Origin of the sequence: Halomonas sp. 3F2F, from assembly GCF_014897805.1 — a bacterium.
In the GTDB taxonomy this organism is placed as follows: Bacteria; Pseudomonadota; Gammaproteobacteria; order Pseudomonadales; family Halomonadaceae; genus Vreelandella.
Map to the genome: position 1 here is coordinate 1 of NZ_JABUZE010000189.1, position 26,103 is coordinate 26,103.

At 51.4% G+C, this 26,103-nt stretch carries 24 protein-coding genes; 17 read left to right on the forward strand and 7 right to left on the reverse strand.

Translation table 11 applies throughout. The features are described 5' to 3' along the window. Positions 1-39: 39 nt before the first annotated feature. The 5 genes from INT21_RS19365 to INT21_RS19385 all read right to left on the reverse strand — a co-directional run bounded on the left by INT21_RS19365 (position 40) and on the right by INT21_RS19385 (position 5,403). Positions 40-1,272 (reverse strand): DUF3422 domain-containing protein, encoded by a 1,233-nt coding sequence (locus INT21_RS19365; protein WP_120386423.1) that lies wholly within the window; start codon positions 1,270-1,272, stop codon positions 40-42. A 130-nt stretch (positions 1,273-1,402) separates the two neighbouring features. Then, on the reverse strand, positions 1,403-2,632 hold the full coding sequence (locus tag INT21_RS19370) for a nucleoside recognition domain-containing protein (RefSeq protein ID WP_193061788.1): 1,230 nt from the start codon (positions 2,630-2,632) through the stop codon (positions 1,403-1,405). Positions 2,633-2,711: 79 nt separating this feature from the next. Continuing rightward, the gene (locus INT21_RS19375; RefSeq protein ID WP_193085594.1) at positions 2,712-3,644 is read right to left on the reverse strand and encodes a lysine exporter LysO family protein; all 933 of its coding nucleotides are present in this window, start codon (positions 3,642-3,644) and stop codon (positions 2,712-2,714) included. After that, a complete protein-coding gene (locus INT21_RS19380; RefSeq protein ID WP_193061786.1) occupies positions 3,645-4,379 on the reverse strand; it encodes a hypothetical protein in 735 nt (244 codons plus the stop codon). 88 nt (positions 4,380-4,467) lie between these two features. Then, positions 4,468-5,403 carry a 2-hydroxyacid dehydrogenase gene (locus INT21_RS19385; protein WP_193085595.1) on the reverse strand — a complete coding sequence of 312 codons (936 nt, stop codon included), beginning with the start codon at positions 5,401-5,403 and terminating at the stop codon, positions 4,468-4,470. A gap of 222 nt (positions 5,404-5,625) precedes the next feature. Here INT21_RS19385 and doeA point away from each other — a divergent pair, with 222 nt between their 5' ends. The 12 genes from doeA to INT21_RS19445 all read left to right on the forward strand — a co-directional run bounded on the left by doeA (position 5,626) and on the right by INT21_RS19445 (position 19,931). Beyond that, the gene (gene doeA / locus INT21_RS19390) at positions 5,626-6,825 is read left to right on the forward strand and encodes an ectoine hydrolase DoeA (RefSeq protein WP_089039667.1); all 1,200 of its coding nucleotides are present in this window, start codon (positions 5,626-5,628) and stop codon (positions 6,823-6,825) included. A gap of 27 nt (positions 6,826-6,852) precedes the next feature. Beyond that, on the forward strand, positions 6,853-7,884 hold the full coding sequence (gene doeB / locus INT21_RS19395; RefSeq protein ID WP_089039666.1) for a N(2)-acetyl-L-2,4-diaminobutanoate deacetylase DoeB: 1,032 nt from the start codon (positions 6,853-6,855) through the stop codon (positions 7,882-7,884). 8 nt (positions 7,885-7,892) lie between these two features. After that, complete coding sequence (locus tag INT21_RS19400; RefSeq protein ID WP_089039665.1) at positions 7,893-8,369, forward strand: Lrp/AsnC family transcriptional regulator; 477 nt, start codon at positions 7,893-7,895, stop codon at positions 8,367-8,369. Positions 8,370-8,562: 193 nt separating this feature from the next. Further along, positions 8,563-9,432 (forward strand): carbon-nitrogen hydrolase family protein, encoded by an 870-nt coding sequence (locus tag INT21_RS19405; RefSeq protein WP_038477761.1) that lies wholly within the window; start codon positions 8,563-8,565, stop codon positions 9,430-9,432. 154 nt (positions 9,433-9,586) lie between these two features. Next, the gene (locus INT21_RS19410; protein ID WP_089039663.1) at positions 9,587-11,059 is read left to right on the forward strand and encodes a biotin carboxylase; all 1,473 of its coding nucleotides are present in this window, start codon (positions 9,587-9,589) and stop codon (positions 11,057-11,059) included. Between the two features lie 56 nt (positions 11,060-11,115). Beyond that, entirely contained in the window at positions 11,116-12,099 is a 984-nt protein-coding gene (locus tag INT21_RS19415; RefSeq protein ID WP_226912885.1) for a C45 family autoproteolytic acyltransferase/hydolase, read from the forward strand. 64 nt (positions 12,100-12,163) lie between these two features. Then, entirely contained in the window at positions 12,164-14,941 is a 2,778-nt protein-coding gene (locus tag INT21_RS19420) for an aminotransferase class I/II-fold pyridoxal phosphate-dependent enzyme (protein ID WP_193068716.1), read from the forward strand. Between the two features lie 247 nt (positions 14,942-15,188). Continuing rightward, positions 15,189-16,685 carry an NAD-dependent succinate-semialdehyde dehydrogenase gene (locus INT21_RS19425; protein WP_193068717.1) on the forward strand — a complete coding sequence of 499 codons (1,497 nt, stop codon included), beginning with the start codon at positions 15,189-15,191 and terminating at the stop codon, positions 16,683-16,685. A gap of 70 nt (positions 16,686-16,755) precedes the next feature. Continuing rightward, complete coding sequence (locus tag INT21_RS19430; protein ID WP_193085596.1) at positions 16,756-18,189, forward strand: aspartate aminotransferase family protein; 1,434 nt, start codon at positions 16,756-16,758, stop codon at positions 18,187-18,189. Positions 18,190-18,322: 133 nt separating this feature from the next. Then, positions 18,323-19,000 carry a haloacid dehalogenase type II gene (locus tag INT21_RS19435; protein WP_193061780.1) on the forward strand — a complete coding sequence of 226 codons (678 nt, stop codon included), beginning with the start codon at positions 18,323-18,325 and terminating at the stop codon, positions 18,998-19,000. A gap of 61 nt (positions 19,001-19,061) precedes the next feature. After that, positions 19,062-19,409, forward strand: coding sequence for a putative quinol monooxygenase (locus tag INT21_RS19440; RefSeq protein ID WP_193085597.1), 348 nt, complete (start codon positions 19,062-19,064; stop codon positions 19,407-19,409). Positions 19,410-19,463: 54 nt separating this feature from the next. Then, positions 19,464-19,931 carry an S-ribosylhomocysteine lyase gene (locus INT21_RS19445; RefSeq protein WP_089039658.1) on the forward strand — a complete coding sequence of 156 codons (468 nt, stop codon included), beginning with the start codon at positions 19,464-19,466 and terminating at the stop codon, positions 19,929-19,931. A 190-nt stretch (positions 19,932-20,121) separates the two neighbouring features. Here the strand turns inward: INT21_RS19445 and INT21_RS19450 are convergent, their stop codons facing one another. Together INT21_RS19450 and INT21_RS19455 are read right to left on the reverse strand one after the other, a co-directional pair. After that, positions 20,122-20,829 carry an inorganic diphosphatase gene (locus tag INT21_RS19450; RefSeq protein WP_193061778.1) on the reverse strand — a complete coding sequence of 236 codons (708 nt, stop codon included), beginning with the start codon at positions 20,827-20,829 and terminating at the stop codon, positions 20,122-20,124. A gap of 76 nt (positions 20,830-20,905) precedes the next feature. Next, positions 20,906-21,565 carry a DUF1826 domain-containing protein gene (locus tag INT21_RS19455; protein WP_193061777.1) on the reverse strand — a complete coding sequence of 220 codons (660 nt, stop codon included), beginning with the start codon at positions 21,563-21,565 and terminating at the stop codon, positions 20,906-20,908. Between the two features lie 104 nt (positions 21,566-21,669). On the opposite strand from INT21_RS19455, the gene dksA reads away from it, so the two are divergent. The 5 genes from dksA (at position 21,670) to INT21_RS19480 (ending at position 26,040) form a co-directional block, all read left to right on the forward strand. After that, the gene (gene dksA / locus INT21_RS19460; protein ID WP_193061776.1) at positions 21,670-22,155 is read left to right on the forward strand and encodes an RNA polymerase-binding protein DksA; all 486 of its coding nucleotides are present in this window, start codon (positions 21,670-21,672) and stop codon (positions 22,153-22,155) included. Further along, positions 22,155-23,261, forward strand: a complete 1,107-nt coding sequence (locus tag INT21_RS19465; protein ID WP_193068718.1) for a CobW family GTP-binding protein — start codon at positions 22,155-22,157, stop codon at positions 23,259-23,261. Before dksA ends, INT21_RS19465 begins: the two co-directional genes overlap by 1 nt. Beyond that, positions 23,261-24,145, forward strand: a complete 885-nt coding sequence (gene folE2 / locus INT21_RS19470; protein ID WP_089039653.1) for a GTP cyclohydrolase FolE2 — start codon at positions 23,261-23,263, stop codon at positions 24,143-24,145. Before INT21_RS19465 ends, folE2 begins: the two co-directional genes overlap by 1 nt. A 104-nt stretch (positions 24,146-24,249) precedes the next feature. Beyond that, on the forward strand, positions 24,250-25,287 hold the full coding sequence (locus tag INT21_RS19475) for a CNNM domain-containing protein (RefSeq protein ID WP_193061774.1): 1,038 nt from the start codon (positions 24,250-24,252) through the stop codon (positions 25,285-25,287). A gap of 102 nt (positions 25,288-25,389) precedes the next feature. After that, complete coding sequence (locus INT21_RS19480; protein ID WP_095604014.1) at positions 25,390-26,040, forward strand: peroxiredoxin; 651 nt, start codon at positions 25,390-25,392, stop codon at positions 26,038-26,040. The last annotated feature ends 63 nt before the right edge of the window (positions 26,041-26,103 follow it).

Sequence of the window (26,103 nt, forward strand, 5' to 3'; positions counted from 1 at the left end):
GCTACGGGTCTGAGCGCACGATAAATTTTGAATAGCCACTTAGTGCTTTTTAACCTTCCAAATTCGCCACGTTAAGATCGCGATAATAAGCGCACTCAGTGGCGCTATGACGGAAGCGGCAACATTGGGTTCGATATCGACACCTAGCGCTCTTAAGCTTTCCAGCCCCAGTTTCATTAAGCTGAAAATGTAGTAGCTGATGACGATGATCGAGAGGCCTTCAACGGCCTTTTGGATTTTTAGCTGGCTGCTTGCGCGGGCATCTAAGCTCTGCAAAATTTTGTAGTTTTGCCTCTCGATTTCGACCTGGGTGCGGGTACGCAACAAGTCGTTTAAGCGTGTGGCGCTGGTGGCCAGCGTCTCAACGCGACGGTTCATGGCATCGCAGTAACGCACGGCCGGTTCAAATCGTCGCAAAATAAACATGCCAAGCCGAGGATAATTACCGATACGCTCCTCGCGCAGTTCATTGATGCGTGCCAACACGATGTTGGCATAGGCATCGGTCGCGCTAAAGCGTTGGCGTGTTTGTACACCGCAGCGTTCGAGTTTTGCCGAGAGCAGTGTCAAGGCGTTGAGCAACGGCTCGGCAGGGGAGGTGTGCTGTTCGGCGTGTTGATGAGAGAGTGCAGACAGCTCCGTTTCATAGTGTTGTAGCTCACGGCTGAGTGCTTTGGCTTCCGGTAGCGCCAGCATCGCCATTATGCGGTAAGTCTCAATATCAAATAAGCGTCTCGCCATCCTGCCCAGTCGATAGCTATCCAGATTATCGTTAACCATTAGCAATCGGTTTCTTTGCTGATCATCCAGGTTGAAGTCGCTCCAAACCGTGGCATCTCCGCCGCCTACCTTTGAGCCCGCTGGCTGATCTAATCCATAGGCCTCCACGCTACCTGCCCATCGATTGGCCGTTTCCACGCGCAAGACGCTGGCACTGATTATTTTATCGGCAACATCCGCGAGTAAACGGGCTAAAAACGTAGGTGGTGTTGGCCATATGCGAGGGTTGCTGTTGTTGTCGTGCTTAATGGTCAGCGTAAAAAATTCGGTGTGCCGCTCCCACTTTACTAAGCAACCCTGGCAACTGACTATTTGTTGCACCTGATCGGGCGTGACAGTGACCTCTGTCAGTTCTGCTAGGCGATTAAGCAACCTAGTAACGTCATCGCCTTCAAGCGTAAAAGCGTAGTGATGAAGACAAGCAGGCCCCTCAAAATAGATGGGAGGCCGCGCGTGAAGCTCGTTATGTAATGCCGTGTGTTGAGCATGCATGAAACAAATTACCTGATCTATTGTTGTTACGAGTGTTGTAAAGAGTGTTGTAAAGAGTGTTGTTAAGAGCGTTGTGGCGAATGTTGTTACGAATAGCCAGCTTGATGGCTAACCTAGTTGCCAAGCGGCGTTAGCCAAAGAACCAGTAGCAGACGGCAATGGCAGTGATGATGCCCGCGGCGTCGGCGATGAGCGCGCAGCCCAGGCCATGGCGAATACGGGTAACGCCGACCGCGCCAAAATAGACCGCTAGCACGTAGAAGGTCGTTTCGGTGCTGCCTTGCAGGGTAGCGGCTAGCAGGCCAGGAAAGCTGTCGACACCAAAGGTGTTCATCGTCTCGATCATCATGGCCCGCGAGCCGCTACCAGAAAGGGGCTTTACAAAGGCGGTAGGCAGCGCATCGACAAAGCGAGTGTCCCAGCCAACCCCTTCCACTAACCAACGGATGCCACTTAGTCCTGCGTCCAGAACGCCGCTGGCACGCAGTACGCCAACCGCCACCAGCATGGCAATAAGATACGGCAGCAGGGTGACGGTAAAGCTGACACCTTCCTTTGCCCCTTCAATAAAGGCGTCATACACCCTGACACCACGCAGTGCGCCAACCACTAAAAACATCATGACAATAGTGAATAACGTTAGGTTACCCACCAGTGTTGAAGCAGCCGCCAATGCTTGGGCCGACATGCCCGCCAGCGTGGTAATTAATAACCCCAAGGCAAGCGCTGCAGCGACCAAATAAGCCAGCACCACGGGTTGCCAAAGTTTTAAGCGCTGTACGAGTGCAACCGCGAGTAGCCCTGCCAGGCTGGAGGCGCTGGTAGCCAGCAGAATCGGCAGAAAGACCAGGGTGGGCTCAGCCGCGCCTTGCTGAGCACGATAAATGAAGATCGTGACAGGTAGCAGCGTCAGTGATGATGTGTTGAGCACTAAAAACAGAATTTGTGCGTTGCTGGCGGTATCGCGGCTCGGATTGAGACTCTGCAGCGATTGCATGGCTTTAATGCCAATCGGTGTGGCAGCGTTATCTAAGCCTAGAATGTTAGCCGCAAAGTTCATGCTAATTAGCCCCATGGCAGGGTGGCCCCGGGGCACTTCTGGCATTAGGCGGGAAAACAGTGGGTCAAGCACGCGGCCTAGTAAGCGAATCATGCCGGCCTTTTCGGCAATCGAAAGAAAGCCCAACCAAAGCGTCATCGTGCCTAGTAGCACTAAAATAATATCCACGCTGACGCTTGCCATATCGAACAGCGACTGCACTAAGCGAGCAAAAACCTCGCTATCGCCACCGACTAACCACTGCCACAACGAGGCTGCAAACGCAGCAATGAAAAAGCTTAACCAAATTCCGTTTAGCATGGTGGGCAGGCATCCTGGGCAGTGAGGCAGTTGTATGTTTATAACGCTGCTTATCCTACCCAATGATTGCCTGCAATCGCTAACCCGAAAGCGAAAGAAAAAACAGAATCAGTGGTGGAGAGAGTAGTGACAGGATAAATCCGCTGACCACGGCAATAGGGACACAGGCCACTCCGCCGTGCTGCTGGATCACCGGCAGGGTGAAGTCCATCGACGTTGCGCCGCCATAGCCAATGGCTAGCGCGGTGTGGCGGTGGATAACGAGAGGAATCAGAATAAAGGCCAGCAGTTCGCGCGTAAGGTCGTTGAAAAACGCCACGCCGCCCATTAACGGACCAAGTTGGTCGCCAATCAAAATAGCCGAAAGCGAATACCAGCCAAAGCCAGATGCCATGGCTAAGCCTTCATTCCAACTAAGCGAGAGAAGCGGGGCGGCTAACAAGCCAGCGAGTAGCGAGCTCAGCGCAAGGGTAACCGCGATGGCAAGTCCCAGGCGATTCAGCAAAATTTGTTTAAGTGGCATGCCGGAATTGCGTAGCTGGCAGCCAATCAGCATCAATAGTGCGTATAGCACCCATTCTGCCAGCCAGTCGGCGGTGGTAAACAGCGTTTCCCCAATCATCGGGCCAATCAGCAAACCAAATGCCACGCCAGCGGCCACCACACCTACCAACATGAGTGAACCCTGCATAGCCGCCAGTTTGCTAGTAGGAGCGTTCTTCACCACTGGTGAATTACCGGCTTTCAAAGCCACTTGGCGTGATAGCCACCACAGTGCACCCAAGTTGAGCACGGTAGTAATGCTAAACAGCAGCAGCGCGTTACCGCCTAACCTTGAAAGCTGGCTGCCCAGGTTTTCAAGGCCCACAAGACTTACCCCCATCAATAATAGAATCAAATAAACCGAGCCATTAACGGCTCGGTTGATGAGGTTCAGTAAGCGGGTAGAACGAACGCGTACTAAGTAGCCTAACAAGAGAGGCAATAAAACAATCAGTAATCCAGAAAGCATTTAAGGTGCGTTACCCCCAGCGGGGTTGAATTGAGTCATGGTGAGATACGTCTGCCGACGCCCCTCTTTTCGATATTCTGCCGAGAGGATTAGTCCTGGCCAACCTGGGTGGAAATTAATGTGTAGATATCGGTCGGGCTTTTCTTTATCAATCAGCGTGACGCGCGTGGTTTCGAACTCACCGGCGGGAACGGAAATGGTGTTGGGCTCGTTGATATTCTGTTGATCGACATAGTACTGGAAGTGTTCGTCGCGTCCGCGGTGATCAACAAACTCGATATCACAGGGAGTGCTTACCATGCAGCCTTCATGACCTGCTCGTCGGGAAAGGTCGAATAGAGCGGCCTGGCGATCAAGCGAGCTAATATCACTTTCGTTGAGCTGGTAACTGTCGCCGACACCCAGTAGCGAATAACTGCTGTTATAGAGCAAAGAGCGAGTCGAGGTATCGTCTATCGAAAAGCGACTACGCTCCTCACCTCGGGCAATCGCGACAGCAAAATTCATATTGCTTAACCAGTGGAGCCCCTCATTGCTGAGCGTATGGGTAATGGTTGCGCCGGGCCAGCCGCGTATTTCTAAACGGTATTGGGCCTGGAAGGGGTGTGGGGCTTGCAGAGTTTGCTCACCTTGTGGAGTATCTGCTGTTGCTAAGCCGCACAGGGAAAACAGGCAAGCGCCCAACATTGCGCTCGCAGACTTAGGGTGTCTGATGCCTCTTGTAACATAACGCAAAGGCCCTTCCTCCTTCTCGAGTGTTTTCCTAAGAGCCTTTAGCTAGCGCTTGGTTCCCCGTGCAGTATAGCGTGCGTATGGCTAAGCGTCAGTAGCCTGCTGCTGGGCTAATCGTTGCTAACGATTCACCCGCTTCAAATGCCTTAATATACGCAATGACTTGATCAATGGCGTCATTGAGTGGTGTAGGTGCTGCCATATGAGGCGTTACTACCACGTTTGGATGCTGCCAAAGGGGGTGGTTGGTTGGAAGAGGCTCTTCACAGAAAACGTCTAGCAGGGCACCACGCAGATGTCCTGGCTTATTCGTTTCACCGAGCGCATCGAGTAACGCCTGTTCATCGATTAGGCTGCCGCGACCGGGGTTAATAACACTGGCACCTTCGGGTAATTTTGCTAGCCGTTCTGCGTTAAGAATACCTTCCGTAGCCGCGGTATCTGGCAAAATAGTGACTAAGCTCTGCACTTGGCCAAGCAGTTCATCAAGCCCTTCATCGCCATGCAGGCAGCATACGCCGCTAATCTGTTTAGCTGAGCGGCTCCAGCCAAGTACGGGGAACCCTGCTTGCGACAAGTGAGTGGCTACGTAACTGCCGATTGCGCCAAGGCCTAATACGCCAACTGGCCACTGTGTTTTTTCAGGCACGGCTTGGGGCTTCCAGGTAGCGCTCTGCTGTTGAGTGGCGTAGCTATCCATGCTGCGGTAGAAGTGCAGTACGCCATATAGCACGTAATCTGCCATGAGTTCGCCCATGCCAGCATCACGTAATTTCACGATAGGAACATCGCTTGGAAGGCCGGGTGTTTTCAGTAAGTAATCAACACCTGCTCCCAGGTTGATAATGCCTTTGAGCTGGTCTTGTTCCTGCAGTAAATGCTCTGGAGCTTTCCAAACGGCAAGGTAGTCGGCGTTTTTGCGTTCATCTTCAGGTGCGTCACTTGTCAATACAGTGGCCTGGGGCAACGCTTTTTCTAGAGCGGCTTGCCATTGGGCTGAATCATCAATATGGATGACTACTTTCATTTTTCCTCCTGACTACATGTTAACTATGGTTACGCTACCACGGCTTACCACAATTTTTGTCATAAAGGCTTTGACCGGCAACCAAGGGTCGGTGCTAGTATCGCCCTAAGACGACATTGGCAGGCCTACTGCGGGGGTGGCCAGGTCGATCCTGTGGCCCAGCGCGCCTAACTTACAATAGATAGCGCTGGTTCTTAGTGATCTTTGATGGCGAGTTGCCCGATGACTGAGGTTTCCCTGCCCTTCACACGTGAAGAGTACGCTAATCGGCTTTGGAAAGTGCGCGCTGAGATGGCGGGCCGTGGTATTGACGTTCTGATCGTCAGTGATCCTTCCAATATGGCGTGGTTGACTGGCTACGACGGCTGGTCATTTTATGTTCATCAATGCGTATTGGTGGGCCTTGAAGGCGAACCTGTATGGTTTGGCCGCCGTATGGATGCCAACGGCGCGCTGCGCACCTGCTGGATAGACCCCGATAATATTACCTACTATCCGGATTACTATGTTCAAAATCCGGATATGCATCCAATGGAGTATCTTGCCCAATCGATCATGCCTGACCGTGGTTGGCATACCGGTGTGGTGGGCATGGAGATGGATAACTACTACTTCTCTGCTAAAGCCTATCAAAGCCTTTTGCGTGAGCTTCCCCATGCGCGCTTTATGGATGCCAACGCACTTGTGAATTGGTGCCGAGCGATTAAGTCGCCGCAAGAAATAGCTTATATGCGTGTGGCGGCAAAAATTGTTGAAGGGATGCACACGCGTATTTTGGAGGTTATTGAGCCCGGGCTGCCCAAAAGTAAGCTGGTGTCGGAAATTTACCGCGTCGGCATCGAAGGATTTATTGACGAGAATGGCAAAGTGTTTGGCGGCGATTACCCCGCCATTGTGCCGATGTTGCCAACCGGTAAAGACGCTGCTGCGCCGCACCTTACTTGGGACGACACGCCATTTCGTAAAGGTGAAGGCACGTTCTTCGAAATTGCTGGTGTCTTCAAGCGCTACCACGCGCCGATGTCGCGCACCGTATTTTTAGGTACGCCGCCAACCGACTTTATTCGTGCTGAATCTGCTTTGTTGGAAGGCATTGAGAGTGGCTTGGCCGTGGCTAAGCCGGGCAATCGTACGGCGGATATTGCCATGGCGCTGGGTGCGGCGATGGATAAATACGGTTTTGACCGTGGCGGCGCGCGCTGTGGTTATCCGATTGGTATCTCGTACCCGCCGGACTGGGGCGAGCGCACGATGAGCTTACGCCCCTCAGACGAAACTATTCTTCAGCCCGGAATGACATTTCACTTCATGCCTGGCCTCTGGGTAGAAGACTGGGGACTGGAAATTACCGAAAGCATTCTGATTACTGAAAATGGCTGTGAAACCCTGGCCAATTTTCCGCGCCAGCTGTTTGTTAAGTAGCTGTCTATACAATACAAGGGACATACAATGACGCTTCAACCGAACCAACTGCGGCCTAGCCCTATTTCCGCCACCGTTGATTTCGACGCCGATGGCGTACAGCACGGCTTTTTAAAACTGCCGATTTCCACCGATGAGTCTGCCTGGGGCGCGGTAATGATACCTATTACCGTGGTTAAAAATGGCGAAGGCCCCACGGCGTTATTAACGGGTGGGAATCATGGCGATGAATACGAAGGCATAACGTCGTTGTTGAAGCTTTCTTCCACGTTGAAAGCGGAAGAGGTGAGCGGGCGAGTCATTATCGTACCGTGTATGAACACGCCAGCAGTCATGGCTGGAAAGCGCACGTCGCCGATGGATAAAGGCAACTTGAATCGTAGTTTTCCAGGGGACCCAAACGGCACCGTAACGTCGCAAATCGCTGATTATTTTACCCGCGCGCTGGTTCCGATTAGCGATGTAGTGCTCGATTTGCACTCTGGTGGCCGTACGCTGGATATTTTGCCGTTCGGCGCTTCTCACGTTTTAGACGATAAGTCCCAACAGCAGGCGGCGTTGGAAGGCGCTAAAGCGTTCGGCGCTCCCTATGCGATGGTGATGTTTGAGCTAGATGCAGAAAAACTGTTCGATACGGCCTGTGAGCGCCAGGGCAAAGTGTTTGTGGCCACTGAGCTTGGCGGCGGCGGTACGTCCACGCCGCAAAGCATTGCGATTGCTGAGCGCGGTGTGCGCAATTTTTTGATCCATTACGGTTTGGTGCAAGGCACAGTAGAAATGCCCGAGGGTGGGCAAATGTACCTCGATATGCCAGATGCCAGCTGTTACGTGCAAAGCCAGCATTCTGGGGTGTTAGAGCTGCTAGTGGCGTTGGGTGATGAGGTGAAAAAAGGCCAAACCATTGCCTATGTTTACGATATGACCCGCAGCGGTACCGCTCCTGTGGCTTACAAAGCGGAACGTGACGGCATCTTAATGGCTCGCCGTGCGCCATCGTTAATCAATATGGGGGACACCCTGGCGGTGATTGCCGATGTTGTTGAACGCCTGGAGGCGTGACAACCCGCATGATGAAATTGGACCGTTATGATTTAAAAATTCTCGATATTCTCTCTCGGGATGGACGAATCACTAAGTCGAAGCTGGCGGAAGCCATCAACCTCTCGGTGAGTCCCTGCTGGGAGCGAGTTAAACGTCTGGAAAATGCGGGCGTTATCGAAGGATATACCGCGCGCATTAATGCCGATGTATTAGTGCCGCGCAACGCCGTATGGGTGCAGATCGAGCTCAAACAGCACAATGCTGAAAGCTTTTCCCGCTTTGAAGCATTAGTCATGCAAACGCCAGACGCCACAGAGTGCGTGGCGGTAGGTGGCGGTGTGGATTATCTGGTGAAGTTTGAAGTGTTTTCCATCGACAGTTATCAACGCTTGATCGATAGTTGGTTAGTCTCGGACGTGGGAATAGAGCGTTATTTCACCTATATCGTGACCAAATCGGTTAAGCGGACCGAGCCAGGTATTGGATCAAACGACTTTCTGTAATATTGGCCTGTGTAAATCGATCTATCTAAATCGAATTTAACAATTTATCCAGGTGTTTGATCAACGCTATTTCAGCGTTTCATTGGCTTAACATGAAAATTAATGCCACTCACCACTAGCTTAGTGAAAGACATCCATAGAAGTTAATTTACTAAGCGGAAACAGTCAGATCGCCTGACGCAGAGAGAAGCTAATGTCATATTTCACCATTGCCGGTGTTCAAATGCATGCCCTGCACCATGGCGACAATACCGAGGCTATGCGCCATCGGATCGATGCGCTAATGAATCGTTTTCCTCAGGTTCAAATGGTGCTGTTCAGCGAATTAATGCCGATGGGAGCTTCGCCGCTCCACGCTCAAACGTTGCCCAGCGATACCGAAGCATTTTTTTGCCAATTGGCTGCGCAACACCGCATCTGGTTAATTCCGGGATCAATGTTCGAGCAAGTCGGCGAGCATACTTACAATACCTTGGTAGTGATTAACCCTCTGGGCCAAGTTGTAACGCGTTATCGTAAGATGTTTCCGTTCCGGCCTTACGAAGCTGGCGTCGAGGGCGGCAGTGAATTTGTGGTCTTCGATGTGCCAACGATAGGCCGCTTTGGCGTTTCTATTTGTTATGACATGTGGTTTCCCGAAACGACTCGTACCCTGGCTTCAATGGGGGCCGAAGTCATTCTCCACCCCACGATGACGGATACCATTGACCGAGATATTGAGCTGTCAATTGCCCGCACCAATGCGGCGATCAACCAGTGTTACTTCTTCGATATCAATGGCGCTGGCGCGTTGGGGAATGGCCGCTCTATCGTCGTTGGCCCCTCTGGCGATGTGATCCATCAAGCGGGTATTGGTGAAGAAGTCATACCCATCGAAATTGACCTCAACCGCGTCCGCCGCGAGCGCGAAACAGGGTTGCGCGGTTTGGGCCAGCCACTGAAAAGTTTCCGTGACCGTGAAGTCGATTTTTCGCTATACCGTAGCGAAAACGGATCTTCCCCTTTCCTTGACACCTTAGGACCACTTGCTAAACCAGTACGTACCGACCAAGACATTTTTTAGGAGCCTATTTGGCTTGACCCATCATCACAAGAAGAATGGATTTCGCGCCAAGCTGGATGATCAATTTAGGCGAATATCGCGATATTTAGCGAAACTCCTAGGCAGCACTAGTTCAACACGGCCTTCAGTACGTGTCATACAAGGAGCGAAAACAATGAATAAAATAACGTCCATTGCAGATGTCCGTAGATATTTTCTAAACAATAAAGAGCCGGTTTACTTTATTTCTGCGACGAACTTCAATCTTCTGGGTATCGGTGATTGGGTCGGTAGCTTCCGTCACATTAACTATATTGACTGCTTTGAAGGCAAGCAGCGTAATGTCTTCGTGCCTAAACAGAAGTTTCCCCGCGACTTCGAGAGCATTGAGGATATTAATAACTATCTGCTTGAGCACAAAGAAGTCATTGATTTCATTCAATCACGAGCCAATGGCGAAAGCGCTGGGGTGGCAGCGTTTTTAATGTTCGATGAGCACACCGAAGAAATTTGTGAGCAGTTGGGCCTGCGGGTTGCCTTCCCTCCCGCCGAACTGCGCAAGCGGATGGATAATAAGATTGAGACGGTGCGTATTGGCAATAAAGCGGGCGTGCCCAGCGTGCCCAACGTGCTGGCCAGGGTAGGCAGTTATCAGGAGCTTCTAGAGGTCAGCGAGTCGCTCGGTAACGATTTAGTGGTACAGACCGCGTTTGGCGATTCTGGTCATACCACCTTCTTTATTGCCAGTGAAGAAGACTATTACAAGCATGCTGAAGAGATCGAAGCCGAACCCGAGGTCAAGATCATGAAGCGCATCAACTGTCGCGGCTCGGCGATAGAAGCTTGTGCCACGCGTTGCGGTACGGTCGTTGGCCCGTTGATGACAGAGCTTGTAGGCTTCAAATCCTTGACTCCTTATAAGGGCGGTTGGTGTGGCAACGAAATGTTCGCCGGCGCCTTTAGTCAGGAAGTGCGTGATTTAGCGCGCGAGTACACCTTTAAGTTTGGTGAGGCACTGCGCGAAGAGGGTTATCGAGGCTATTTTGAACTCGATTTCCTGATTGATATGGATACCCATGAAGTGTATCTGGGTGAACTTAACCCCCGTGTGACAGGAGCAAGCTCTCTGACGAATGTGGCGGCTTTTGCTCATTCTGATATTCCACTGTTCCTGTTTCACCTGCTTGAATTTTCGGATGTCGATTTTGACCTGGACATCAATGATATCAATGAGCGTTGGGCGCACCCTGAAAGTGTCGACAGCTGGAGCCAGCTGGTTATCAAGCATACCGATGAAAGCGTTGACCTGTTAACGGAAGCGCCTACTACCGGCGTATGGCGCATGAATGCTCAGGGCGAAATTGCTTATGATCATTATAGCTATCACCCCCACGCGGCAGAGAACGAGCATGAAGCCTTTTTTCTGCGCATTAGTGGCGCAGGAGACTTCCGGTATGAAGGGGCCGACCTGGGTATTTTGATCACCCGGGGGCGGTTAATGGATGATGACTTCCAACTGAATGAGCGTGCCAAGGCTTGGATAGACGGCATCCGTGGTCAGTACACCGGACAGGCGTTGCAAGACCCAGTGGTGGAGGAAGTTGCCGTCAGCCATGCTATCGGCGGTGGCAACTTCAAAATTCTTTAACCATGGACAGCAACTTTGTTGCAGGCCGAGCGCCTGGTGTGGAGCTGGACAAAGCCTTGACGTTTCGCACCGTGCATGAAGAGGTGGCGGGGCCAAAATGGCAGTCGTTGTTCCATTACCACTGGCCTGCCTATGAGCCCTGGTATCTGGCCGAAGGTGAGCGTGAGCGTCCCTCTTATCTGGAGTGTCATAACGCCTTACGCAAGCACATGCCCGAATTGCTGGCGACTTACCGCACGCTGTGTGAAGTAGCCGGTGGCGGGGATCTTTCGTCACGGCTACTGAGTTTGTATCGTCCGCCGCCGTATATTACCGGTTGCTCACAGGCGGTACTAGCAAGGCCGACGTCAACTGTGCTGGCACGCAACTATGATTACCCACCGGAGTTGTGCGAGGGCTCCATTCTCTACACCCGCTGGAATCAGCGCCGTGTTATCGCCATGTCTGATTGCCTGTGGGGCGTGCTAGACGGGATGAACGATTCTGGGCTTGCTGTTTCTCTGGCCTTTGGTGGGCGCAAGGTGGTGGGGGATGGCTTTGGTGCGCCGGTTATTCTTCGCTACATTCTCGAATTTTGCGATACCGTGCCCGAAGCTGCTGCGGTACTTGCGAGAGTGCCTACCCATATGGCCTACAACATTACCGTGGCAGATGCTTCAGGGCGTTATGTCACGGCGATGATTGCACCGGATCGCCGCGCCAGCATTCGGCGGGTGGCGGTGGCTACCAATCATCAAAAGAAAATCGAATGGTATGCCCATGCGCTGGCCTCTGAAACCTTGATTCGCGAGCGTCAGCTCTCGATTCTGGTGGATGACGACGCCACCACTGAAGAGCGACTAATTTCGGCTTTTTCCGCTCCCCCTTTGTTTCGCCATGACTATCGGCGTGGCCTGGGCACAGTGTATACCGCGGTATATCGCACTAAGGAAAGGCTTACCCAGTTTCGCTGGCCCGGTAGAGTATTAGATTTGAGCTTCGATGTGTTTCCTGAAGAGCAAATTACCGTGCGCTATGGCTCCCGCGGGCTGTCCGGCTGATTTAGTACTGTTGCTGAGGCAAGTGTCTTGTCCAGATAAATACCTAAAAAGGATGGGTGTCGTCATGCAAGAGAATAATCCAACCGAAACTTCCTACACCGCCCTGGGTTTTTATCACAAAATTTCCCAACTTCGTGCTGATACCTGGAATGAGCTTAAACGTGATTTGGGAATTTTGACGCGCCTTAAAGAAGAGGATCGCGCCAAAAACTTGATTAAAGCTATCGACATCAAGTTGACACGCTTAGAGATCATTGAGGACTACCACGCATTTCCATCTAAAGAGGATTTTCGCCACCTTTGGACGCTATTTAATCGCGGTGAATATGCGCTGTTGGATAAAGTCGTTAAGCGTTTGGTAAGGGCGTTGATCAGTGAGTCCTATCGTCGACGGCATGTAGATCTTTCTGAGACGGATGCGGGTGCTGAAGACATGGAGGCTTTGGACGCCCTTAATCAACTTCGCCGCGGGCACCCGGCTTCCAATAGCTCGGCGCAACCTTACTTTGAACTGCTGATCGTAGATAATCTTTCTAACCAGGAAGAAGATGTGGTGCGTGAAGCATTTCATAACATGCGCCGACCTGAAGATCGCTTTGTTTACGATGTTGTAACGGTAAAAAGCTTTGAAGATGCGTTGATTGCAATATTGGTGAATCCTAATATACAAGCATGTCTGATTCGCTACGAGTTTCCGTATAAGTCCAAGTATAACCTCAGTGCTTTGCGTAATTATCTGGAAGGTCTCTCAGAAAATGAGTTGGAGCACCATAGCGAAGCTGATCGCAGTATCCTGCTGAGTTCGATGATTCATGAGTTGCGCCCAGAAATTGATCAATTTCTGGTGACGAGTGGTGATGTTGAAGCTACGGCAAGCCGAGATATTAAGCACTTCAACCGTATCTTCTACCGCGAAACGGATTACATCGAGCAGCATCATACGATTCTACGCGCCATTGATAATCGCTATCGCACACCGTTTTTTGATGCTCTGCGTGAATATAGTAGAAAACCCACTGGGGTATTTCATGCCATGCCCATTTCCAGGGGCAAGTCGGTGACTCGATCCCACTGGGCAGGGCACATGATCGACTTCTACGGCATTAATATTTTTCTGGCAGAAACATCCGCAACATCGGGGGGGCTAGACTCGCTGTTGCAACCGTTTGGGCCAATCAAAAAGGCGCAAGAGTACGCTGCCCGCGCCTTTGGAGCTCGTCGTAGCTTCTTTGTGACTAATGGTACGTCCACTGCCAATAAGATTGTGGTGCAGGCGCTGATTAAGCCGCGAGACATTGTGTTGATCGATCGTGACTGTCACAAGTCGCATCATTACGGCATGGTGCTAGCTGGGGCACATGTCAGTTATTTAGACTCCTATCCGCTTGATGATTATTCCATGTACGGTGCGGTGCCGCTGCATGAAATCAAGAAAACGCTGCTGTCCTACAAGCGTTCCGGACAATTGCACAAAGTTAAGATGTTGTTGCTGACCAACTGCACCTTCGATGGCATCGTCTATAACGTGCGCTGGGTGATGGAAGAGTGCTTAGCGATTAAACCAGATCTGGTTTTTCTTTGGGATGAAGCATGGTTTGCCTTCGCTGGTTTTAACCCGACGTATCGGCCACGTACCGCTATGAACACGGCACGTACATTGCGGGATCGTTACCGCAGTGAGAGTTATCGGGAAGAGTATGCGGCTTGGAAAGCCGAGTTCGATAAGCTCGATCCAGAAGATGACGCTACATGGCTTGACCAGCGACTGATGCCCGACCCAGACGAGGTACGCATTCGCACCTATGCAACCCATTCAACCCATAAAACGCTGACCTCGTTACGCCAAGGCTCCATGATTCACGTGTGGGATCAGGATTTTCGCCAGAAAGTGGAGGCTTCTTTCCATGAAGCCTACATGACTCACACCTCTACCTCGCCCAATTATCAGATTGTGGCATCGCTGGATGTGGGAAGAATGCAGGCGGAAATGGAAGGTTTCGAACTGGTACATGCCCAGGTAGAGACAGCGCTTTCGCTTCGCGAACAGCTCTACACCCACCCATTACTGCAGAAATATTTCCGCGTATTAAAAAATAGCGACATGGTGCCTGAAGCCTACCGCGAGTCGGGTGTAGAGTCCTATTACGACCCGGTGACAGGGTGGAATAAGATGGAGGAAGCCTGGGCGCGAGACGAGTTTGTGGTTGACCCTACCCGTGTCACGATTGCCATCGGTAATACAGGCGTTGACGGTGATACCTTTAAAAATGAATACCTGATGAATAAGTACGGGGTTCAGATCAACAAGACTTCCCGCAACACCGTACTGTTTATGACCAATATCGGCACGACACGGGGCTCTATTGCCTACTTATTGGATGTGCTGATCAAGTTGGCGAAAGAGTTCGAATATCGCTTGGAAGACAGTAGCCGCCCTGAGCGCAAAATCATCGAGAATCAGGTGCATTCGCTGAATCATGATTTGCCGCCACTACCTGACTTCAGTCGTTTCCACGACGCCTTCCGGCCGAATCCTGATACGCCCCAGGGTGATATTCGTTGTGCTTACTTTCTGAGTTACGACGAAGAGAATACTGAGTACTTACGCTTCGATAATGGCAAGTTGCAGTCGCAAATGCGTGCTGGACGCGATGTTGTATCGGCAAGTTTTGTCATCCCTTATCCGCCAGGATTTCCGGTATTAGTGCCAGGACAGGTCATCAGCGAAGAAATTTTAGCCTTTCTGCAGGCGCTGGATGTCACTGAGATCCATGGCTATCGGCCGGAGTTAGGGCTAGTGGTGTTTACTGAGGAGGCTCTGATTAACCCCGCCGCAGGTTAAATGCAGCAGATTAAATAGAGGCGCTGCCAAAAAAAATCACTATAAAGCATGCTTTCACAAAAAAAGCGCCGGAATTATCCGGCGCTTTCAAAAACACTTCGTGCGGTATCTCCCTTACGCTAGACACACTGAAACAGCCCATCGAGACGTTGGGCTGTAGACCGATTTTTTAGCAACATTTTCTGTGCAACGGTTTGTCGCCAGCGATTGGCTTCACCGTCACTGGCTGCAACCTGGGGAGGTGCCCATGACCACACTATCGACCACGCTCACTAAGCGCTTGGAAGATCCGCGTCTGTTCCGTCAGTACGCCTACGTAGACGGTAAATGGACCCATGGTGACGGCGGCCGCGAAGAAGCGGTGTATGACCCGGCGACCAATGAAGCCATTGGCCACATTCCCTTGCTGGAAGCTGAGCAAATTACCGCTGCCGTAGATGCTGCTGAAACTGCCTTTGTACAGTGGCGTGCCCTACGCGCTGACGAGCGCTGCGAGCGCTTGCTGGCTTGGTACGATTTGATTCAAGCCAATCGTGAAGACCTAGCCACCATCATGACGTTGGAGCAGGGCAAGCCGCTGCCGGATGCCCGTGGCGAAGTAGAGTACGGTGCCAGTTTCGTGCGTTGGTTCGCTGAAGAGGGGAAACGCACCTACGGTGAAACCATTCCTAGCCATATTCCCAATGCATCACTGGGCACCATTAAAGAGCCGGTAGGCATTGCGGCGATGATTACGCCGTGGAACTTCCCGCTGGCCATGATTACCCGCAAGGCTGCAGCGGCGTTGGCCGCTGGATGTCCGGTGATCATCAAGCCTGCCAATGAAACGCCGTTCTCGGCGCTGGCGCTGGCGGAGCTTGCCGAGCGGGCAGGTATTCCGGAAGGTATTTTTAACGTCGTGCTGGGTGATCCTGCAGAAGTCTCTAAAATTTTGTGCAGCGAGCCGCGTATCCGAGCGCTCTCTTTCACGGGTTCTACCCGTGTTGGCCGCTTGTTGATTGAACAGAGCGCAAATACGGTTAAACGGCTATCGCTGGAGTTAGGTGGCAACGCGCCGTTTATCGTTGGTCCGGATATGGATCCCAAAGAGGCAGCCTATGCTGCAGTCTCGGCCAAGTTTCAAACGGCTGGGCAAGATTGCTTAGCCGCCAACCGCATTTTGGTTCACGAATCTATCCACGATGCGTTCGTTGAGCAATTTACCGAGCGCATGGCGGCACTTACCGTGGGTAACGGTTTGCATGGAGAGGTTGATTTGGGCCCGCTGATTCATCGCCAGGCAGTCGAAAAAGCAGCATCGATTGTTGATGATGCGATTTCCAAAGGTGCCACGATGATTGCTGGTGACCAGAGCCAAGCACCGGGCGATAACTTCTTTATGCCAGTGCTGTTGACCAACGTAACACCGCAAATGAAAGTCTGGCGTGAAGAGAACTTTGCCCCGGTGGCCGGTATTACCGCTTATAGTACCGATGACGAAGTTATTGAAATGGCCAATGACACCGAATACGGCTTAGCGGCCTATATCTATACCCATGATATTCGCCGCATCTGGAAGTTAATGCGGGCGTTGGAGTACGGCATGGTTAGCGTCAACTCCGTGAAAATGACTGGCCCACCGGTACCTTTTGGTGGCGTGAAACAGTCCGGCCTTGGACGTGAAGGCGGCGCTACCGGTATCGATGAGTATTTAGAAACGAAGTACTACTGCCTTGGGGCATTAGGTTCAGTATCGGGAAGTTGATGTTTAATCGGTTTTATTAATTTAAGCATCCTCCCCACACGGTGGGGAGGGACTGTATAGAGAGAACGTTATGAGCTTGCATCAGGATCTGATCGAACGCGACCGTAAAGTCACTTTTCACGCCTCTACGCACCTGCGCGACTTCGCCCACGGCGATTTGCCGGGTCGTGTTATCACTGGCGGTAAAGGTATTAATATCGTAGATAAAGATGGCCGTGAGTTTATCGACGGCTTTGCGGGCCTTTACTGCGTCAATATCGGCTATGGCCGCACTGAAGTTGCTGAAGCGATCTATAAGCAAGCGCTAGAGCTTTCTTATTACCACACCTATGTAGGCCACTCGAACGAGCCGCAGATTGAGCTTTCTGAGCGTATTCTGAAAATCGCTGGCATGAACATGTCCAAGGTGTATTACGGCATGTCAGGCTCTGATGCGAATGAAACACAGCTCAAAATAGTACGTTACTACAACAACGTGCTGGGGCGTCCGCAGAAGAAAAAAGTGATCTCGCGTATGCGTGGTTACCACGGTTCCGGCATCGCCTCTGGTTCGCTAACCGGTCTTAAAGCGTTCCACGACCATTTTGACCTGCCAATCGACACCATTCGCCACACTGAAGCGCCGCACTACTATCTGCGCGCGGCAGAACAGCACGGTATGACAGAACTTGAGTTTTCTGCCTACTGTGCCGAGAAATTAGAGGCAATGATTCTGGAAGAAGGCCCCGACACCGTCGCAGCATTTATCGGTGAGCCGGTGCTGGGTACCGGTGGTATCGTACCGCCGCCAGAAGGCTATTGGGATGCGATTCAAGCAGTGCTGAACAAGTATGACGTGCTATTGATAGCCGACGAAGTCGTGTGTGGCTTTGGCCGTACCGGCTCGGACTTCGGTAGCCACCACTACAACATGAAGCCTGATTTGGTCACCATTGCTAAAGGGCTAACCAGCGCGTACCAGCCGCTTTCTGGCGTGATTGTTGGCGACAAAGTATGGAAAGTGCTTGAGCAGGGTACTGGCGAGTTTGGTCCTATCGGTCATGGCTGGACCTATTCAGGTCACGCACTAGGCTGTGCCGCAGGCCTTGCCAATTTGGATATTATCGAGCGCGAAAACCTAGTGGGTAACTCTGCTGAAACTGGCGGCTACTTCCAGCAGCAGCTCAAGGCCACCTTTGAAGGTCACCCGTTGCTTGGCGACGTACGCGGTGTTGGCCTAATGGCCGCTCTAGAGTTCTCACCAGACGCCAAACAGCGCCTGCATTTCAACCCGGCGTTGAAAGTTGGCCCGCGTGTTGCAGCAGCGGCAATGGAAGAAAACCTGATCGCCCGTGCGATGCCTCAAGGCGATATTCTAGGCTTTGCACCGCCACTGACCATTAACCGTGGTGAAGTTGACGAAATGATTGGTCGCGCCAAGCGTGCCATTGATCGCGTGACGGATGAGCTGGTGCGTTCCGGTGATCTTAAAACCGGTGAGCAAGAAGCGGCCTTTACGATTTAATAGCGCTTAACGCTCCCCAAACGCCGCTGCCTATATCGCAGCGGCGTTTTTGTTTTTGAGGAGGGCAGCTATGCTAAATGCATGAGATCACCTATCTCCCACCATTATCCGACCCATCAGGCTAGGAGTTATCATGCAACCGGTACTTGCTTTTGATGTATACGGCACGCTCATTGATACCCAAGGGGTAACGGTTGAGCTGGAGCGCCGCCTCAGTGACGCAGCCATCGCTGGGGATTTTGCTAAGCGCTGGCGGGAAAAACAGCTGGAATACAGCTTTCGCCATGGTTTGATGGGAGCCTATGTGCCGTTTTCGGAGTGTATCCGGGAGGCATTAGTGTTCACTGATCGTGCGATGCAAAGCGGTCTTTCTGATAATGACCATGACCACTTAATGGCGGTTTATGCAGAGTTACCTGCATTCCCAGATGTGCTGCCTGCCCTAGATCAACTACGTGATGCTGGAATTCGCTGCGTGGCGTTTTCTAACGGCACTCAAGAAGCTGTCACTAAGCTACTGGCCCGCGCAGGCGTGGAAAACCACATGGATGCGGTGGTAAGTGTTGATGACGTTAAGCGCTTCAAGCCTGATCCTGCGGTATACGCTTACTTACGCGCATGTTTAGAAGCACGCCCAGAACATACCTGGCTGATTTCCAGTAATCCTTTTGATGTGATTGGAGCAACGCATGCAGGTTTACATAGCGCCTGGGTGCGCCGTCACCCTGATGCGCCCTTCGACCCCTGGGGAGGAGAGCCGGATATGACAGTGCCTGATTTGGAAATGCTGGCTGAACGAATGAGCCGTTAGGTTGTTAACCCACACCGACAAGCCGCATAATGATGCCAACTTAATCGCTTAGGATATGACCATGTCGGAAAAAATTTACTGTATCGCCAGCTTTAAGCCCAAAGCGGGAAAAGAAGAAGCGGTATTTAAAGCGCTGCAGTCTTTAGAGCCAAACACCCATCGCGAAGATGCTTGTATTCACTACACTGTGACTCGGCAAATCGACAATCCGTTTGCCCAGGGCACTAGCCACCCGATCGTGTTTCATGAAATCTGGGCCAGCCGAGAAGAGTTTGAAGCCCACTGTCAGCGCAAAGAGATACAAGATTTTTTCGCTAAGCACGTCGAGCCACCCGACGGCGATATTGAAGATGCCAACGTGTGTGTTTATACCGACGAGCCGTGGAATTTCGACGCTCCCAAGGTGTGAAAAGCAGTAACGGTGTAGAATAAGTAAGCGTTGTACCTAGATGACGGAGCCAACATGACTGAAAAGAAAATGAACGTCGAAAGCTTTAACTTGGACCATACCAAGGTAAAAGCACCTTACGTGCGTTTGGCCGATATTAAAGAAGGCCAAAATGGCGACCGTATCCACAAGTATGATCTGCGTATTTGTCAGCCCAACAAAGAGCACATGGAGATGCCTGCGCTGCACTCCCTGGAGCATCTGATGGCTGAAATGTCGCGTAATCACACCGATAAAGTGGTTGATATCAGCCCGATGGGTTGCCAAACCGGTTTTTATATCGCGATGATTAACCACGACGATTATGACGGCGTGCTAAGCATTATCGAGCAAACGCTCAACGATGTGCTGACTGCCACGGAAGTACCCGCCTGTAATGAGATGCAGTGCGGCTGGGCCGCCAGTCACAGCCTGGAAGGTGCCCAAGCGCTAGCCAAAGGCTTGCTGGCTAAGCGCAGTGAGTGGACTGACGTATTTGCTTAACCAGTAAATGAAAGCATGCAATATCAGCAATACGCCTCCTTACTGGGGGCGTTTTAGTGTTGGGTCATTAACCAATGGCAAACGCCCAATAACGTTAAGCATGGGGAAAAAAGGCATAGAACATCACTGCTCTATCAATAGAACAGTGATGTTTAAACAGTTTAAAATACGGCGGTTTGATTCAATCAGATTATTGCGTGGCTGAAAAATTCTCAGCAGCTGCTGCTAGTACGGCTAACGCTGACTCGGCGTCTTCAAACCCAAGACCTTCCATACCACCGTCAGGGCCTTTGTAATTCGCGAACCAGATATCAACAATCTGGCTAACACCAGGGAACTCACTATCGAGTTGCTGCATGCTTTCAATATGGGCAAACGGTGAATCCTGGGTAAGTACTGCCACCAGTTTGTCGTCTTGCTCGCCGTCGTCTAACATTTTTAAAACGCCAATAACACGTACATCAACGACTTCACCGCGCGGTAACGCTTGGCCTAAGACGATGACATCGAGTGGGTCACCGTCACCGCCTAGTTCTTTGGGCAGGGCAGTACCCGGAATGGCGCCATAATTGCCTGGATAACCCAGGTAATTTACAATGCGCGGCTCGCCGTCTTTATACTCCCAATAAACCGCGTTCGGGTCCTCTTTGCTAACTTCCCATTTGGCAGACGTGCCTGTGGGTATTTCGATAATGGCGTTGGCATAACCGTTGCTGTTAATGGCATCCATCGCCATTAAATCGTCATCACCGGCAATGGTGAAATCATCTTTTAGGGTCATGTCTGAGGTATAGGGCGTTGTGTCAGAAAAGGCTAGATTGCCTAATGACTCAGCATACGCCGTCGACGTTAACATCGAGATGCTTATTACACCTGCCAGCAGTAGTTTGTTATCCATGACCATTCCCGTAAGCGATTTAATTCGATAAATCCTATCAGGGGGGAGTGACGAATTAGTGACAGGGGTAAGTCGATCAAGCGGGGTCTATCGTTAGCAATAGCCGCTTTTGACCTGCCTCCAAAGAGGGGCTGCGGTGCACTAAGCCATGCTCTTCACAGCCCACCCAACCGCTGCCTTTTAGCAACGCGATATCACCGGCATGCAACCGCTGAATGGCGCTTGGGTCGCTGATAATCTCTGGGCGATCAGGTGTTGGCGCACCCAGCCCCGCGCGATTAAGCGCATTTTCAGGTAACCATTCGCTACCCGGGCCGACATAGGTGGTCACTAAACGTACCGGCAAGTTGTCGCAGTGAAAACGTGGGCACATCGCCGCTGTTAATAAGCGTAGACGAATGCCCACGGTATCGGTATCAAACAGGAATGCGATGGCTTCAGCAGCGGTTGCGATATCGTCAACCAGCGCATCTCCTGCTGAGGGCTCTGGTAGCTTGCGACGCAAGTCATTTTTAAAGTCATCTGTCGGGCTGCCAAGCCATGCGTACTGCCAGTCGCGCGATGTCTGGCTCTGTGCGTTTGCGCTAAGCGCCACATCGGCGGGCAGAGCGCGGTGCAGAATAGCGATGTTAATCTGCTCTTCAAATATACGCGGAAGCACGCTGATGTCGGTATCCAGTGCGGCGTGTTGTGGTAGTCGCCAAGAGACTGCTTGATGAGAGTGTGGAGTGGGCATGTAGGTCTCCTGTTACGTTTAGCAGTGCATTAGCATTGAGAAAGGTTAGGTCGCAGAGCTTTATTTGTTATGTTATAACGTTTTTATCAAAAGGAGTCTAACCATTGCAACCCGATATCACTCAGTCAGTAACTGCCAGAACAGACAGTGGCGCTGAATTCCCAGATGCAAAAAAAGCTGAGGAGGCTCTGCTGTTGGCCTCATCAGAGGACGAGTACATGAATGCCGCGCAGCTTGCTTTTTTTCGTCGGCGGCTTTTAAACGAGCGAGCGGAACTTGAAGCGCATTTAAGCGAGGTGAAAACGGCTATCGCCTCTCATGAGAGGGATAGCGACGAGGCTGACCAGGCCTCGTTTGAGGAGGAGCTGCGGTTGTCACTTCGCCAAGCAGATCGCGAAAGTCGGTTGATCACTAATATCGATGCAGCCTTACAGCGCATCGAAAATGGCGAATACGGCTTCTGTGAAGAAACTGGCGAGCCAATTGGTCTTCAACGGCTACTTTTTCGTCCCACGGCAAAGCTTTGCATTGAGGCAAAGGAGCGCCAGGAGCGTAAAGAGCACCATTTCCGCAAGGCACGGGGGGAGTGATGCAGTTCTCCACGCTGACACCGGTTAACGTACTGACCGGATTTTTAGGGAGCGGTAAGACAACGTTACTCAATAGCTGGGTACGCCAAGCGTCAATGCAAAACACGCTGATCGTAATTAATGAGTTTGGTGATATTGGACTAGATCATCAACTGATTACCCAGAGTGATGAGCAAGCGGTGGTGGAGATGAGCAGCGGCTGTTTGTGCTGCACATTGAGGGGAGACTTAAGCCGTACGCTAAAGCAGGCTATTGATTCGCTGTTGGCAGAGGGAAAACCAGCACCTTCCCGTGTTGTGATTGAAACCACGGGACTGGCCGATCCCGCCCCTATTTTACAGCTGTTAATGACCGATCATTGGCTTGCCCACCGTTTCCAGTTGGATAGCGTGGTGTGCTGTGTTGATGCCGCGAACGGTGAGGCAACGTTGCAGGCGCATCGTGAGTCACAGCGCCAGATTGCGATAGCTGACCGATTACTCATCACCAAAACTGACCTGGTCGACGAAGTTTGCTTAGCGCCACTGGCTAACCAACTGGCGTCTATCAATCCCGCCGCAGAGCAGTGGCAGGTGGTGAACGGTAATCTTTCGCCTGAATTGTTGGTAGGCGCAGGGCTTTTTCGTCGGGATTCTCAACGACACCAGGTGGAGCAGTGGCTGAAGTCAGCACGTTACAGCGTTATCCATGCTGAAGATGTTAAGCACGAGGGGGAGCAGCAGGGCGACAGTAACGCTGCTTTTGTGCAGCCCACTAGCCAGCCAACGTTGACTCGCCATGGGGAGAATATCAATGCGTTTTGTTTTTGCGTTGAGGAATTAATTACCCCAGACGCTTTGGAAAACTGGCTGGATCTATTGATGTCGTTGATGGGCGAGAAAATGCTACGCATTAAAGCGATTGTGCACCTTACCGACCGTGATGAACCGCTCGCGCTGCACGGCGTCCAGCACATTTTCCACCCGCCGACGCCTCTGCCGATGCAGTGTGTTAATGACCGCATTTCTCGGTTTGTCTTCATTACTCAAAATGTCGCGCCTGCCACTGTGGCGCAGCTTTATCGTTATTTCACACCCTTTAACTCATCAACGAACGAGGCAATTTAATGACGGCTTTTACTTTACCCGATATTGCCCAACAACCTGCCCGTTTACCGGGCACGCTTTCCTGGGTTGGTATGGAAGGCGTGGCGCTGCCAGTAAGGCTGGCGGGGAGCCAAGTAAACGCTAATGTGTCAGCGGGCGTTAGCCTTGAAGAAGCCGGTGCTCGCGGTATCCACATGTCACGGCTGTATACCGCATTGGATGCATTAGAGCACCAGGCGCTAACGCCCACGTTACTTCATCGTGTTCTTGCGGCTTTTTTGGAGAGTCACCACGCATTATCAGAAAACGCTTACCTAACGTTCAGTGGGGAGGCATTACTTAAACGTGACGCGCTGATCAGCCCTTTGTCAGGTTGGAAAGGCTATCCGTTTACACTGCACAGCCAGCTCACACCGTCAGGTTTCAAGGTGGAGCTAGACGTATCCGTTGGTTACTCCTCAACTTGCCCCTGCTCAGCGGCATTAGCAAGACAGCTAATTCAGCAAGCGTTTGCGGAAGATTTTGAAGAGATTCCCTTAACCAAGCAGGCCGTACTCGCGTGGCTAGGCAGCGAGGAAGGGGTACTCGCCACTCCACATAGTCAGCGCAGTGTTGCCCACTGTTCCATACGGCTGGCAGGAAACGATGACATACCGCTTGCTGACCTTATTGAGCGTATTGAGAACGCCCTGGGGACAGCGTTACAGACAGCTGTTAAACGTATTGATGAGCAGGCATTTGCGCTCGCCAATGGTCAGAATCTGATGTTCTGTGAAGATGCCGCCAAACGTCTGGATGGAGCGCTTAGAAAGATGGCTGATATTTCAGGGTTCCAGCTAAAGGTAGTTCACGCAGAAAGTTTACATGCCCACGATGCAGTGGCGAGAAGTGAGTGGCAGTGGTGATAAATATTGTTTGCTGGCTGTAAGAGAATAAACATGTGTTTATGCATTGACACCAAGCAGTCGTGGCCTTATATACGATGCATCATCCATCACTATGAGCTCCCATGTTCCTTCTTATCACGATTGCTACCCTTTCAATCGCGTTCTCTTTTCTGTGCTCTATCCTTGAAGCAGCGTTGCTGTCTATTACGCCGAGCTATATCGCCAAGCAAAAAGAAGATAATCCCAAGCTTCATGTAGCGCTGACGAAGCTAAAAACCAATATTGATCGGCCGTTGGCCGCGATCTTAACGCTTAACACCATTGCGCATACTGTCGGTGCAACGGCAGTGGGGGCGCAGGCCGCGGTCGTGTTTGGCGAAGCCTCTATTGCCATTGTGTCTGCCGTCATGACCATGCTGATTTTAATTCTTTCTGAAATCATTCCCAAAACGATTGGTGCTACCTATTGGCGAGGTCTATCACCGATGTTGCCACGGTTACTGAACCCAATGATCATTGGGTTGCTGCCGTTTATCTGGATGTCTGAACAGATTACGCGCCGCTTAGGAAAGTCGGAGCATGATGTTGACTTGCGCGATGAAATTAAAGTGTTGGCGCGGGTAGGTTTAGAAGAGCAAGTGTTGGATGCGGATGAGTCACGCACCATTATTAACATGCTGAATTTGCATGAAATTGCGGTCAATAAAGCGATGACGCCCCGTACTGTCTGTGAAACGGTATTGCCTAACATGATGGTCAAGGAGTTTGACGAGCAGTATGGCAAAATGCCATTCACGCGTTTCCCTGTGATGGATAACGGTGAGCAGGCATTTGGTTATGTGCACAAGGCCGATATGTATCACGCCGATGATGCCAAAACCATGCGCGAGCTGATGCACCCAATTGGTAGTGTCGAAGTATCGAACAATGTCGAGCAGGTGTTTACATCAATGTTGAAGGATCACCTGCACATGCGGGTGGTTTATGATGAACACGGCACCTTTGTGGGCCTTATCACCCTAGAAGACATCATTGAGACGATATTAGGTCAAGATATTGTCGATGAAACCGACAGTGTGGCGAACTTGCGCCACTATGCAAAACAGCGCTGGGTAAAGCGCATCAAGCGGGAAGAGAAAGACGCCACGTCGCTGGATTGAGCATAGCAAATGTTTCACTGCTATAGCGCGAAACGTTCTATAGTGAAGGCGTTGAAAGTCATATAAGGTATTAAGGTCACTTGACCCTAATGAGGAGGAACGATGTCATTACGTATCAATGCGGTAGTGCCTGATTTCGAAGCAGAAACTAGCCAAGGCCCGATTCATTTCCACGACTGGATCGGTGATAGCTGGGCGATCCTCTTTTCTCACCCTAAAGATTTCACCCCGGTCTGCACTACAGAGTTCGGCGCAGTGGCAACGCTGAGCCCCGAATGGGAAAAGCGCGGCACCAAAGTTATTGGCGTCTCTGTGGATGGCGTTGAAGACCACAAACGCTGGGCAAGCGATATCGAGAAAGTTTGCGGCAATAAGGTTGGCTTCCCCATTATTGCCGATGAAGGCCTAAAGGTTTCCAAACTGTTCGATATGCTGCCAGAAGATGCTTATCTGCCAGATGGCCGCACCCCCGCCGATAGCGCAACGGTACGCTCGGTGTTCATTATCGGGCCGGATAAGCAGTTGAAGCTATCGATGACCTACCCGATGACGGTTGGCCGTAATTTCGCAGAAATTCTGCGTGCGCTGGATGCACTGCAAGCCACGGCAAAACATGGCGTTGCAACGCCTGCTGACTGGACAGTTGGTCAGGACGTTATTATTCCGCCGAGCGTGTCTGATGAAGATGCTAAGCAGAAGTTCGGTGAATTTGACGCTGTTCTGCCGTACCTGCGTAAAACGAAATTGCGCTAATAAGTTAACGCTACCTCGTTTTAAGACTAAAAAACTCGCCATAAACATGGCGAGTTTTTTCTT